This window comes from Nonomuraea sp. NPDC050451, from assembly GCF_044458585.1.
On the sequence record NZ_JBITHZ010000036.1, the window covers coordinates 93153 to 105292 of the forward strand.

General features: G+C 67.6%; 12 protein-coding genes and 2 pseudogenes. 4 read left to right on the forward strand and 10 right to left on the reverse strand.

Going from position 1 to position 12140, the window contains the following annotated elements:
* Nucleotides 1–469 precede the first annotated feature (469 nt).
* Complete coding sequence (locus ACIBI9_RS54425; protein ID WP_397235327.1) at nt 470–871, reverse strand: hypothetical protein; 402 nt, start codon at nt 869–871, stop codon at nt 470–472.
* A gap of 205 nt (nt 872–1076) precedes the next feature.
* Here ACIBI9_RS54425 and ACIBI9_RS54430 point away from each other — a divergent pair, with 205 nt between their 5' ends.
* A complete protein-coding gene (locus ACIBI9_RS54430; RefSeq protein WP_397235328.1) occupies nt 1077–3764 on the forward strand; it encodes an ATP-binding protein in 2688 nt (895 codons plus the stop codon).
* Here ACIBI9_RS54430 and ACIBI9_RS54435 read toward each other — a convergent pair.
* Nucleotides 3757–4770 (reverse strand): nuclear transport factor 2 family protein, encoded by a 1014-nt coding sequence (locus ACIBI9_RS54435; RefSeq protein WP_397235329.1) that lies wholly within the window; start codon nt 4768–4770, stop codon nt 3757–3759. The two genes, ACIBI9_RS54430 and ACIBI9_RS54435, sit on opposite strands and share 8 nt — an antisense overlap.
* Before the next feature lie 457 nt (nt 4771–5227).
* Between ACIBI9_RS54435 and ACIBI9_RS54440 the strand changes: the two genes are divergently transcribed.
* From ACIBI9_RS54440 to ACIBI9_RS54450, 3 genes are all read left to right on the forward strand, one after another.
* Nucleotides 5228–5431, forward strand: coding sequence for a hypothetical protein (locus ACIBI9_RS54440; RefSeq protein ID WP_397235330.1), 204 nt, complete (start codon nt 5228–5230; stop codon nt 5429–5431).
* 10 nt (nt 5432–5441) lie between these two features.
* Complete coding sequence (locus ACIBI9_RS54445) at nt 5442–6248, forward strand: DUF1963 domain-containing protein (RefSeq protein ID WP_397235331.1); 807 nt, start codon at nt 5442–5444, stop codon at nt 6246–6248.
* Between the two features lie 319 nt (nt 6249–6567).
* Complete coding sequence (locus tag ACIBI9_RS54450) at nt 6568–7407, forward strand: serine hydrolase domain-containing protein (protein ID WP_397235332.1); 840 nt, start codon at nt 6568–6570, stop codon at nt 7405–7407.
* 199 nt (nt 7408–7606) lie between these two features.
* On the opposite strand, the pseudogene ACIBI9_RS54455 reads toward ACIBI9_RS54450, so the two are convergent.
* From ACIBI9_RS54455 to ACIBI9_RS54490, 8 genes and pseudogenes are all read right to left on the reverse strand, one after another.
* Nucleotides 7607–7714 (reverse strand): annotated as a pseudogene (locus ACIBI9_RS54455) (peptide-methionine (S)-S-oxide reductase); the annotation flags it as partial.
* 45 nt (nt 7715–7759) lie between these two features.
* A complete protein-coding gene (locus ACIBI9_RS54460; RefSeq protein ID WP_397235333.1) occupies nt 7760–8176 on the reverse strand; it encodes a type II toxin-antitoxin system VapC family toxin in 417 nt (138 codons plus the stop codon).
* The gene (locus tag ACIBI9_RS54465) at nt 8152–8325 is read right to left on the reverse strand and encodes a hypothetical protein (RefSeq protein WP_397235334.1); all 174 of its coding nucleotides are present in this window, start codon (nt 8323–8325) and stop codon (nt 8152–8154) included. The genes ACIBI9_RS54460 and ACIBI9_RS54465 overlap by 25 nt, the downstream gene beginning before the upstream one ends.
* 210 nt (nt 8326–8535) lie before the next feature.
* Nucleotides 8536–8643 (reverse strand): annotated as a pseudogene (locus ACIBI9_RS54470) (peptide-methionine (S)-S-oxide reductase); the annotation flags it as partial.
* Between the two features lie 21 nt (nt 8644–8664).
* The gene (locus ACIBI9_RS54475; RefSeq protein WP_397235335.1) at nt 8665–9183 is read right to left on the reverse strand and encodes a type II toxin-antitoxin system RelE/ParE family toxin; all 519 of its coding nucleotides are present in this window, start codon (nt 9181–9183) and stop codon (nt 8665–8667) included.
* Between the two features lie 2 nt (nt 9184–9185).
* Nucleotides 9186–9467, reverse strand: a complete 282-nt coding sequence (locus ACIBI9_RS54480) for a type II toxin-antitoxin system prevent-host-death family antitoxin (protein WP_397235336.1) — start codon at nt 9465–9467, stop codon at nt 9186–9188.
* A 405-nt stretch (nt 9468–9872) separates the two neighbouring features.
* A complete protein-coding gene (locus ACIBI9_RS54485; RefSeq protein WP_397235337.1) occupies nt 9873–11492 on the reverse strand; it encodes a hypothetical protein in 1620 nt (539 codons plus the stop codon).
* Nucleotides 11493–11626: 134 nt separating this feature from the next.
* Nucleotides 11627–12103 carry a hypothetical protein gene (locus ACIBI9_RS54490; protein WP_397235338.1) on the reverse strand — a complete coding sequence of 159 codons (477 nt, stop codon included), beginning with the start codon at nt 12101–12103 and terminating at the stop codon, nt 11627–11629.
* Nucleotides 12104–12140 lie beyond the last annotated feature (37 nt).

A 12140-nucleotide genomic window follows, 5' to 3' on the forward strand; every position in this document is an offset into this window, starting at 1 on the left:
TTGGCCCCCGCCTCCCGCGCGGTGGCGTAGGTCAGAGCGGTACGACCGGGCCCGACGTAGGTGAGCTCCTCGCGGTCCAGGCCCAGGTGGTTGGGCACGGTGAAGACCGAGACGTAGTAGCCCATGTCGCGCACGAACCGCGCGTCGGGCCCGAAGGCCAGGGCCCGGGTGACCGAGCGCATGCCGTCGGACAGGGTGACCTTTACTCCATCGGGCCCCTCGTCCAGGGCGGTGACGGAGTCGCCGAAGCGGTAGGTGACACCGTCGGTCGTGCTGTACAGCAGCCGGTGGAGGTCGCCGCGCAGGACCTCGGCGTCGCCATGTTCGCGCCCGCCGAAGGTGTCGCCGTCCATGCTGGCCACCTTCTTGCCCGCGGCGTTGACGACCGAGCCGGACCGCACCTCGGTGCGCATGGCGCGCACCTTGTCCATTCGGAGGCGCACGCTCCAGCCACATCCCCGGCATCCGCTCAGGCCTTGCGGAGCCCGGCGAACTGCAGGCCGGTGAAACCTGCCACCACCACCGCCTGGGCGATCACGAAGGCGGTGCCCAGACCGGCTAGCGGGAACCACTCGGCGATCAGCATCTCGGCGCTGGCCAGCACCCATGCCACGTTGACCACCATCACCGCGATCGCCGCCGCTCTGTTCACCACCGGACGGCCGGCAATGTAGAGGAGAGTCGCGGCGAAGGCGACCAGGAACGTGCCGACCGGTACGAGGAAGGTGGCGGGCAGGCCGAGCATCGAGCCGAAGATCGGTGCGACGACGAGGAAGACGAGGCCGTTGGCGCCCGACCCGATGGCGTCCTGCTTGAGCGCGAACCGCAGCAACTTGGCCTCGGCGTCGGAACCGGCGGCAGTGGTGGCCATGATCAGATCCTTTCGTGGTGCGGGACGCTGTCGTCCCTGCTGCCATCGAAATTACGAAGGCCGGTGCCGCGCCGAATCTGTCATCGTGACGGTAGTGCCCGGTCAAGGTCACCCGCTCGCACACTGGGCAGGCTGTTCCAGCCCTGGCGCTTCGCCGCCGATGCCACGCCGGAGGTATGACGCACGTTCCGCTAGATTTTCGGCCATGTTGTACGGGCGGGCTGCGGAGCAGGCGCAGCTGGATCGGCTGCTGGCGGACGCGCGATCCGGGCGCAGCGGTGTGCTCGTGGTGCGCGGGCAGCCGGGTATCGGGAAGTCCGCCTTGCTCGGCCATGTGATCGAACGCGCTGCGGGAGTGCGGGTGCTTCACGGGGTCGGCATCGAGTCCGAGGCGGAGCTGCCGTATGCGGCCCTGCATCTGCTCCTACGTTCCGAGCTTGACCGGATCGACGCGCTGCCCGAACCACAGGCGGCGGCGCTGCGGGGCGCGCTGGGGCTGGCTGCGGCGCCTCCGGTGAACCGGTTTCTCGTCGGGCTGGCCGTGCTCAGCCTGCTGGCCGAGGTCGCGGGCGACGGGCCGCTGCTCTGCCTGGTCGATGACGCGCAGTGGTTCGATCGGGCGTCCATCGACACGCTGGTGTTCGTGGCGCGGCGGCTGGACGCGGAAGGCATCATGATGGTGTTCGCGGGAAGGGCGGAGTTCCACCCACAAGGGCTACCCGAGCTGTGGCTGGACGGTGTGGACCGCGATGCCGCCGTCGCACTGCTGGCCGAGTCGGCCAGGGACCTGGCGCCGAAGGTGCGTGACCGCGTCCTGGCCGAGGCGGGCGGCAATCCACTTGCGCTCCTGGAACTGCCGTCCACGTTCACCGCGGAGCAGCAAGCCGGGCAGCTGAACCCCTTCACCACGATTCCGGTCGCCAACCGGGTGCAAGAGGCCTTCCAGCAGCAGATCAGGGCGCTGCCCCGCACGGCTCAGGCCCTGCTCGCGGTGCTCGCCGCCGACGACACGGGCGACCTGGGCATCGTGCTGCGTGCCGCGGAGTCCTTCTCCGCCCGGCTGGCGGACCTGGAAGCGGCGGAGCAGGCCAAGCTGGTCACGGTGAACGGGGCCGCGGTGGCCTTCAGGCATCCGCTCATCAGGGCCGCTGCCTACCAGAACGTGCCGTTGACGTCACGGCTGGCCGTACGGCTTGCGCTCGCCGAGGTGCTCGACGGCGCCGAGCACGCCGACCGCCGGGCCTGGCATCTGGCCGCGGCGACGACCACACCTGACGAGGAGGTGGCGCGCGAGCTGGAGCTGGCCGCGGAACGGGCGCGCACCCGTTCCGGTTATGCGGCCATGGCCGCGGCCTACGAACGGGCCGCCGAACTCACCCCCGACACCGCCAAGCGCTCGGTACGGCTGGCCGCGGCGGCCGTGGCGGCCAGCGACGCGGGCCAGCCGACTCGCGCGGGCACGCTGGCTGACCGGGCCAGTGAGAAGATCCAGGACCCGCTGGCCCTCGCCCGCCTGATCCAGGTGCGCGCCCATCGAGAGTTCGAGCAGGGCAGCCAGGCCGCGGCCGGCGAGCTCATCATCGCCGGCGCGGAGCGGGTCGCCCCGCTGGACGCCGAGCGGGCGGCCTACCTGCTCGTGGAGGCGGTGCGCTGTGGATGGTACGCCAGTGACCCGGGCCTTGCGGAGCAGGCGGCGAAGCTGCTCAGGGCCCTGCCCGAGGTCGGCTCTCCGCTGATGAGCGGCGCGCTCGGGCTGGCCGCACTGATCAACGGCGAGCTGCAGGATGCGGTCACGCTCATGCAGGGGCTGGTGCTCGCTCCGGATCTGTCCGCGCTCCAGGTGCCGGGTCTGCTCTTCGTGGCACAGCTGTGCGCGCCGATCGGGCGCTACGGTCAGGGCGAGGCTGTCGCGGCGCGCGTCGAGGCCGAGTGTAGGGCCCACGACATGCGTGGCTGGCTGACCGTCGCGGTGGAGACCCGGCTGCAGGCGCAGATGCTGCTCGGCAGATATCACGAAGCGGCGGCCAGGCTGGAGGAGATCATCCCCATGGTCGGCGACCTGGGGCAACGGAACGGAGCGGTCGCGCTCACCGCGCTGCTCGCATTGGCCCGCGGCGAGCTGGGTGACGAGCAGGATTGCCGGGCGGCGGCCGCGGCCGCCTTGGAACAGGCGGGAGCGCGCGGGCTCCGCACGGCTGAGGCGGTCGCGGTGGCCGGGCTCGGGCGGCTGGAGCTCGCGCTGGGCCGGCCAGAGGCGTCGCTGGGGATCCTGGAGAGGATTTCCCCCGCCACGGCGCCGGTGTCCGTCTTCTCCGCCCCCGACCGGATCGAGGCCGCGGTCAGAGCCGGGAAGCCCGAGCTGGCGCGCGAGCCCCTGGCGTACTACCTGGCCTGGGCGGCCGGCGTCGGCATGCCGTCCGCCAATGCGGTCGCACTGCGCTGCCGTGCCCTCGTCGAGGACGACGAGGACCTGTACGACGAGGCGGTGCAGGTGCACGAGCAAGGCGAGCAGCCGCACGAGCAGGCCCGCACACGACTGCTCTACGGCGAGTGGTTGCGTCGTGCGCGCAGGCGCGCCGCCGCCCGCGCCCAGCTGCGCGCGGCCCTGGAGACGTTCGACCGGCTCGGCATGACGCTGTGGGCCGAGCGGGCCCGCGGGGAGCTGCGCGCCACCGGCGACGTCCCCGCAGCTCCGCGCCAGGCGAACGACCCGCTCAGCGTCCTCACCGCGCAGGAGAGGCAGGTGGTACGGCTGGCCGCCACGGGCGCGTCCAACCGCGACATCGCGGCCCAGCTGTACCTCAGCCCGCGCACCGTCGGCTACCACCTGTACAAGGCCTTCCCCAAGCTGGGGATCTCCTCGCGGGCGGAGCTGGCCGCGATCGCTACATGAGCCTGCCGTACAGCTCGATGATCTTCGCTTCGTCGGCGACGAGCGGCAGCCGGTCGAAGGTCAGGGTCCAGTCGCTCGAGATGCCACCGGTGTCGCCGACGCGCTCGATGATGCCGAAACTGACCGGTTCGGTCTGCCCCTTGGGTAGGAGCGTGCCGTGCCATTCCAGGTATGTCGCGCCGTCGACCTTGACCGCCTGGCCCGGCTGCAGCTGGACGTCGCTGACCTGATCAAAGAACCTCTTCAGGTAGGCGAGCTTGCCCTGCATGGTGCGCAGCGTGCCGCCGTTCAGGCCAGGGGCGGACAGTGGCGCGCCGGTGAGCCGACCCACCAGGGCCTCCGCGTCCTCGTTGTTCCACGCCTCGCCGCGGGCGACGAGCTCGTCGGGGTCGAGGACGGGCTTGCGGCCCTGATCGGGGGTGCTGCCGTCGGCGACGTCGGCAAAAGGGTCGGGCAACCCGGGGTCGAGCGGCTTGAACAAGGTGTGCCGATCGTAGTAGCGGCGGCCCTGGACGACCTTGCCACCGTCGGTCAGCTGAACCCGGTAGACCGCAGGGTAGGCGATCTCGTGTCCCTTGACCGTGGCCTCGTTGTGCGCTTCGAACATCACAGCGGGACCGTTCACAGCGATGCGCGTGCCGCGGAAGCGGAAGTCGGGGACGAGGCTGAGCGTTCCGCTGATCGCCTTCCTGATGGCCTCCTCACCCTGGAGCAGCGGGCTGCTCACCTTCGCCGGCTCCCACAGCGTCGCGTCCTTGGACCAGATGTCGACGTAGGCGCTCACCCGGTCGGATGTGGTGACCTTGCCGAACTTGATCTGCCGCTTGATGAAGGTGCAGGCGTTTGGCGACACCCAGCCGCTGATGGAGGTGACCTCCGGCCGCGCCTCCACACAGCCCGCTCCGTCCCAGCCCTCCTCGGTCGCCTGCGCCGGGCTCACGATCGTGCACAGCGCAAGCACCGCCCCGACCGCGAGACCCATCCCTGCCATCCGCGTCGCCTTCATGACCTGCCCTTTCGATGTTTCTTTCAAGTGACACCGAAATTAGGCCGATCCTCTTCGCGGCGAATCTGTCAACGTGACGGTAGTCAGGCGTACCGCACCAGGTCTGTCACGGGAAGCGCAGGAAGCCGTCGCGCGCCAACGCCGACGGGACAGGAGGCACGAACGGCCCCCTTGCGGCACCCGGCCGTAGGCCTGCGCCGTCCGAGACCGGCCCTCAGCCGCACGCCCGGACGGGGCCGGCGACCGAGAGCCAAATCACAGCTGTCTCCGCAGGTCTACGCCTCGCCGGAGGTCAGACCGACCGGACAGGCGACGCCGACAACGACGTGTCCGCCTGCTCGGGGAAACCGCGCCCGCAATGGGAGCGGCTTCAGGCGGATATACGAGCAGGTCGACGGTGTCGTCTGCTGGTGGATCGGCTCACCTCTCCACACCGTCCAGGCATATGGTGGCGCGCATGCTGGGAGCAGCGGCACGCCCGGAAGCCGAGCACAGGGCCGAGCGCCAACAGCGCGCCCGTGTGCAGGCAGCCGACCGGCGTAGCACTGGCTGCATCCGCCACCTATCCAGCCGTCGCGAGTTCCTGTGTTACGACCACACCCTGGAACAGGGACGGCCGATCAGCAGAAAGATCGAGAAATCTGTCGTGTTCGTCTGCTGAGATTCGGCCCATGGATCAACAGCGCTCCCTGGCCGAAGTCCACGAACTCTGTATCGAGCTGTTGGGTGAGCGGCTCGGCCGGCAGATGGCCGCTCTTGCCCGGCCGGGGTTCGTGCTCAAGCCCGCCGGCCCCGACATGCCCCCAACCGGCCGGTCCCGCGCAGGGGGCTCAGCGCTTCTGGAACCGGGAACGCCATGGCCGCAGGCCACGGACGGAGCCCCGCTCAGCCTGTTCGCCGTGCTGGACACCGACGAACTGGCCCCATTGCTCGGTGACCGACTGCCCGCCCGGCTTGGCCTGGTCAACGTCTTCAAGGCCGTCCGACGGGGTATCGACGAATGCACGATCATCTGCGCAGATCCAGCCCATGCCGTGGAGACGCCGACACCGGCGCAGGGGGAGATCCTCACCTTGGTCGGGCTGCATGCGGCGCCAATCATCACTCTGCCGTCGGTTTCGGGCGAGTACGACGAGGGCGACCCGGTCCTTCAGACATTCGACTACCGCGCCGAACCCGACTATGACGAAGACCATTGGGAGTCCCCAACCGAACGGTTCGTGCAGGGGCCGCTCCGTGAGGAGTGGGACTACTACTGCCGGGCCCGACAGGGATTCGCGCCCGGAGACAGCCAGGCGTTCGGCTGGCCTCACATCGACAGCTGGGTCGGAAAGAGGGCAGACGGATACGAACATCTCCTCACGCTCTCGGGCGGCCTGCGGAACGACGACGGGTTCGAGCGTGTGATGGTCCCCCCGAACGCGCTTGAAACTGGCAAGTTCACCAACGTGGTCTGCGAACAAGATGGCTTGCACTGATTCACCGCTATCGGTCCCTGAAGAGAAGCTACGCCCTTCGAAAAGAAGGGCACCACCCCAACCCGGGTGCAACGCCAGTACTCCGGGACCACACCTGCGCCGACGGCGAGCGCCTCCGACCCACTCCGTCGGCGCTGGGGTCCATCGATCCGGCCGTGTTCCAGTCCGCCGTCGAGCGTGCGGCGAAGTAGCTCATGGTCCCCGGCACGGTGGTCCTGCTCCGCACCCCGCAGGAACCTTCCGGGCGACCGCCGGCACAACTGAGCTGGGCACGGCCAAACCGCCCACCACGGGCGACCACTTCCTGCAACACCAGGCCATGACCTCGGCGCTGATCATCCTCCTCGCCCAGGACGGCGAACTCCGGCTGAGTGACCCGGTATCCGACTACGTTCCCGGAGTGCCCAACGGCGACCACATCACCATCGCCGAGCTGCTGAAGATGCACAGCGGACTCTACAACTACACCAACGCACCCGAACTCGCGGCGACCATGGACGTCGACCCGCACAAGGCTTTGACGCCGCAGGCCATGCTGGACATCGCGTTCGGGCGCCCACCGAACTTCACACCCGACGCAACCTACGAGTACAGCATCTCCAACTACGCGCTGCTGGACCTCGTCGCCAAGAAGGCAGGCGGCCACCCGCTGGCCCAGCAGTTCCGTGACCGGCTGTGCGCCCCGCTCGGACCGGCGGGGACCTCGCTGCCCGCCGACGTGCAGGCGGCGGCCCGGTCAGGAAAGCTCCAGCCGGTGGACCACACCCACCAGAACCCCTCCCACGCCACCGCCGCCGGAGGCGTCATCTCCCCCGCGAACGACCTGGCCATCTGGATCCGGTCCCTGGTGACGGGCAAGGTCCTCAACCCCACGTTCCAGCAGCAGTGGCTCCACAGTCCGCAAGCCGAGGACCCGGCCGCGCCCGATGGGAAGAAGTACGGGTACGGCATCGCCTACCAGCGCTTCGGCCCGACGCCTCGATGTACTACCACGGCGGTGAACTCCCCGGCTTCAACTCCTTCATCGGCCACGACCACCAGGTCTACGCCGGCCTCACCCTCCCGACCGGCGCCGACCAGTCGGTGTGCTTCGGGTGCCGAGGCGATCGATGACCTAGCGGAACGTCCGTCGCTGGTGACTTCGAATTCCCACTGCTAGGCGGTGTCGGCGGTCATGGCTTGAGCGTGAACGGGCTTGATCAAGGCAAGAAAGAGCCGGGACGCCATGATCAACGTCTGGTCGCACCCCTCCTGAAGGTCTGCCGCCGCGAGACAGAAGTCGGGCGCGTCCCAATGCGTGACCCGCACGCGCCCCAGCGATCAGGAAAATCGATGGCAGTAGGCCGAATCCCAGCCGGTCACGCCTCGCCGGACGTCAGGCCGACCGGGCAGGCCACCCCCGTGCCGCCGATGCCGCAGTAGCCGTTCGGGTTCTTGAACAGGTACTGCTGGTGGTAGCGCTTCGCCTCCCGCAATAGTTCCGGAGACTCCTGCTCGGCCCTCAAGCAGTCTCAGACAGGGACCACCTGCACCGCCTTCCCGCACAGTTTGCTCATGTCGTCCTCGTCAGACGTCAGAACGACGGCAGGGCGCACCGAGCGCAGTGCGGTGGCCGCGACTACAGCGTCGATGGCGTACTTGTGACCGTGCAGGCGGGCATCTCGAAGAAGCTCGATCGCTCGCGACGAGATGTCCTCGGTCACCGGCTCGATCTTCAGCCGGGACAGATACCACTTGAGACGCTCGCTTCTGACGCGGACGTCTTGTGCCTCGATCGGTGTCATGGCGCTGACCACAACCCGAAAGTCGTTGTCCTGCGCCTCCCGTACGAACGCTGTCACCCGCTGGTCGGCCTCGCACCACTTCACGAGCCCCTCGCAATCGAGAACGACGGTGCCCGCGCTCAACCGGCTTCGTGCGCGCGCCATCCGTCCTCCCCTTGGAGTTCGGGCGCGGACTTGACGTGGCGGAACAACTCCGCCGCCTCATCACGCAAAGACTGGGGGATCGGCCCAGAAGCGGCCTCGTTCGCCTGCAGGGCCTCCTCCAAGAGATCCCGCTCGATCTGGCGCTCCACAGCGGCATCAACGTAGGCGGAAAACCCCCGGGCCCCGACTCGCTCTCGGACAGCGCGAATGTTACCCGTTCTCAGAGACACACTGACCTTGGCGGCTGGGCCGTCTCCCGGGGCGAAGTCTCGCTCTGGCATGCTCATAGGCTCAGTTTACTACTCGAAGTAGCAAAATGCCGGTCCTCGCTCTACGCAAGGACCGGCCGCTATGTCTGCCTACGCCTCGCCGGACATCAGACCGGCTGGGCAGGAGACCCCGGTACCGCCGATTCCACAGTACCCATTGGGAACTTTGTACAGATATTGCTGGTGGTAGCGCTTTGCCTCAGGCAATAGATGCGCAACCTAACGGACCTTCGACCGGTACTCAGCCCACAAGTCGACAGCCTCTTGGAGATCAAGAGCGGCAACGTCCTCGCGGGCCATCCCCACCGTGTAGATCAACCGGTCCGCGAGCCAATCTGGAACCGGTTCTCTAGGGGGCGCTTTCTCCACCCGAATGTGATCGGCCAGCGTGCCAAGACGCTCGATCACCTGGCCGAGCTGGACGATCTCCGGACGGTCGGTGCCCGCCTCGCGAACCCTCGCCGTCGCCTCAGCGTAGACTTCCGTATCGGCCCGCTCGCCGACGGCCCACACCTCGCAGATCTCCACCGACTTGTCGTCGGTGATGCGGTAGACGACACGCCAGGTGTTGCGACCGACCACAAGCTTCCGAAACCCGGTCAGTTCCCCACCGAGCGGGTAACCCGCCTCAGGGTTGTCCAACAGGAGAAGGATCTTCTTGAGCACCTTGGGCACCGCGTCCGGGCCAATGCGTCGGAGGTCATCGACCGCTGGCGCTGTGAAGACGACGTCGCACACGTCTACTCGTCGTCCGGGATGGCGGCCAGCGACTCGCGAGTGTGCCCGAAAGCGGCCAGCACCTCATCGAGCGAGATCCGCTCGCCCGTGTCCGTGACCGACCGAGCGAGCACAAGCGCCAGATCGCGCAGATCGGCCGCCGCCTCCTCCAACTCGTTGAGTCGGCGGATGCTCACCACAGCCGCCACCGGTTGGCGCCGACGGGTGACCACCAGATCGGCCCCCTGCTCCGCATCAGCCACCAGGCGGGCAACCCCTCGCTGGGCCGCCTCGGTGACGCTCAACTCAGTAGCGTCGTGCAGAACAGTCATACATTAACTGTACATCTTTCTGTGCAGAACCGCGATCCCGGAGCGGGCAGGCTCGGGATAGAGAACTGGCCTTCGCCCAGTACGACGCGTTCATCGCCGATCTACGGACGAGGACTTGATCGCTTGCCCAGCTCAAGGCCGACATGGCCGTCTGGCAGCAGACGATGACCCAGACCACCAAGACCCACTACATCAACGGCACTGCCCCCTCCTGACACCGTTCGGAGTCCGGAGTCTGGCGGCGTGCGGCCCCAGAGCATGCTGTGCCGCCGCATCCGCAGCGGGTTCGTGCGGCAGCCGAGGGCAGGGACGGACAGCCTGGACGAGGGCAGGCCGGAGCGCGTTCGCCCCCAGTGAGGCGCGGCCAACGCTCATCGCTTACGAGCCACGGAGCCGATCGGCGAGCTGCGCCAGGTAGAGGGATCCAGGTGCCAGCCCCGAGCGGTTGGTCCCCTCCACATAGCCGGTCTGGTGGTTGGTGTACCAGTTCTGCCCGGTGACGATGCCGGTAGTGCCGATGGCGAAGTTCTGGGCGGTCGGTGGAGTCTGCACGCACAGCTTCTTGCCGTTGTCGACGGTGCAGTTCCACGCCACGCTGTTCACCGAGGACCAGCCATGCCCATCCCCCCTGTCTCCGCGGTTGTGCAGGGCCAGGACCCAATCGTTCTCGCTCTGGTTGGACAGTTCCTGGATGTTGTCGTACAGGAGCCCCTGACTCCACCGGTGATGGCCGCCGGTCTCGTTGTAGCCAAACTTGCTGTACCCGTTCAGCCACACATTGCCAGAGCAGGTGCTCATCCCCGTGCCGATGAAGGCGTGCCGCGCATGGAACGCTATCAGGTCGTCGAAGAGGACCTGCTGGGACATGCCACCGGCGCAGAAGCTGTACCGCCTCCCTCCGATGATCTCGGAACGAGGTTGGACGGCCCGAACCCGCTGCACGGTAACCCGCGTGCTGCGCTGCACCCAGACGCCGGAGACCGAGAAGTGCAGGAGCGCGGCGTTCATGACCCACGCGTCCTCCACCCTGCTGACGAAGATGCAGCTCTGCGGGTGATCCTCGCTAGTGCTCGACGGATCGCCCATGTCGATGCGGAGGTCCTCCACACCGACATTACGGACGAGCCCGACCCGGTCCCAGACATATACGTAGGACTGGGACAGGGACCGTCGCAGATCGTTGAAGACGGGGGCGCAAATGATGATGTCGTTGCCGACGATCTCCCGGATGTACCTGTTGTACATGATGGGCAGCTCCGGCGGTTGGCCGGGGGTCCAGGGAGCTTCGTTCACCACGCCCCCGCCGTTGATCGCGTCGGTCCACTCCTGGGTGTGCGGGTGATAGATGATGATGTTGTCGCCGACCTTGAGGTTGGCCGTCGATGCCAGGGTGATCCGGCGCTGTCCGGTCGTGACCAGGCTGGAGGTGATGCCGGTCTTGGTGCCGGGCACCTGCGATTCCCAGTCGCCGGACGTACCACCGACGAAGAGGACCGCGCTCCTGCTCCCGTCGCCCTTACCGGTGATGACCGTGTTGACCGACGGGTCGGCTTCCTTGCCGACCCCGCGCAACACGACACCGTCGTACTTCATCCGGAGCGTGCCGTCGACGATGTAGTGACCGGGCTTGAGGAGCAGCGCCCCTCTGAACCCGTTGGCGCCGAGCGGCATCCCGCCCACCTCGTCGAGCGCGGCCTGAATGTGCGCGGTGTTGTCACCATCGACAGGGCCGATCTCCTTGACGACTGGGACGGACGGGATCGGCGTCTGGCCATTGCGGTACCCGGCCCAACTGAAGTCCGGGATCACCTTCCCTCGCGAATCCGGCTTGTAGACAAGCCGGCCGTCGGCGCCCGGGTAGACGAGCTGGGAATGCCATGTAGCCGCCTGCGCCGCGTCGGGGGCCAGCACGTCACGGGTCAGGGACGCGGCCGCCCCCGCGACCACGGCCCCGCCACCGATCCTGAGCAGGCTGCGGCGCGATAGAGATCCGGGCATAGTGTGTTTCTCCTCCGAAGGGGCCCGGACCCAACTCTCCGACCACCGAGGCGGGGTCTGAGCTTGTCCGTTGAGTCAGGGAAAGACATTCGGAGGGTAGAGGAGGGCGGTATGTTTCCCGTATATCGCCGGGGTCATCCGAAGCTGTGCACCTCGCCGATCGCGTACTTGTGGCCATGCAAGCGGGCATCTCGTAGCAGTTCGATCGCCCGTGAAGTGATCTCCTCGGTCACCGACTCGATCTTCAATCGAGACAAGTACCACCTAAGACGATCGCTCTTGACACGGACGTCTTGCGCCTCGATCGGCGTCATCGCACTGACCACGACCCGGTAGTCGTTGTCCTGCGCCTCCCGCACGAGCGCGGTCACCCGCTGGTCTGCCTCACACCACTTCACAAGCCCTTCGCAATCGAGAACCAGGGTGCCCGCGCTCAGCCGGCTTCGTGCGCGTGCCATCCGCGCTCCTCCTGGAGTTCCGGGGCCGATGACGCTGCGAAACAGTTCCGCCGCCTCATCACGCAAAAACTGAGGGATCGACCCAGAAGCGGCCTCATTGGCCTGAAGGGGGTGATCTTCGCAGCAGGCCGGTGTCAGCGATGCTGCCGACATTTGCCGACCTCTCGAACCGTCGTCAGGTTGGGCGCCG

Bases quoted from the DNA above. Each gene is read 5' to 3' on its own strand.
- ACIBI9_RS54460 (WP_397235333.1), bottom strand. From the start codon at position 8,176: ATGGCGCGCGCACGAAGCCGGTTGAGCGCGGGCACCGTCGTTCTCGAT.
- ACIBI9_RS54485 (WP_397235337.1), bottom strand. From the start codon at position 11,492: ATGCCCGGATCTCTATCGCGCCGCAGCCTGCTCAGGATCGGTGGCGGG.
- ACIBI9_RS54490 (WP_397235338.1), bottom strand. From the start codon at position 12,103: ATGTCGGCAGCATCGCTGACACCGGCCTGCTGCGAAGATCACCCCCTT.
- ACIBI9_RS54435 (WP_397235329.1), bottom strand. From the start codon at position 4,770: ATGAAGGCGACGCGGATGGCAGGGATGGGTCTCGCGGTCGGGGCGGTG.
- ACIBI9_RS54430 (WP_397235328.1), top strand. From the start codon at position 1,077: ATGTTGTACGGGCGGGCTGCGGAGCAGGCGCAGCTGGATCGGCTGCTG.
- ACIBI9_RS54440 (WP_397235330.1), top strand. From the start codon at position 5,228: ATGCTGGGAGCAGCGGCACGCCCGGAAGCCGAGCACAGGGCCGAGCGC.
- ACIBI9_RS54445 (WP_397235331.1), top strand. From the start codon at position 5,442: ATGGATCAACAGCGCTCCCTGGCCGAAGTCCACGAACTCTGTATCGAG.
- ACIBI9_RS54425 (WP_397235327.1), bottom strand. From the start codon at position 871: ATGGCCACCACTGCCGCCGGTTCCGACGCCGAGGCCAAGTTGCTGCGG.
- ACIBI9_RS54450 (WP_397235332.1), top strand. From the start codon at position 6,568: ATGACCTCGGCGCTGATCATCCTCCTCGCCCAGGACGGCGAACTCCGG.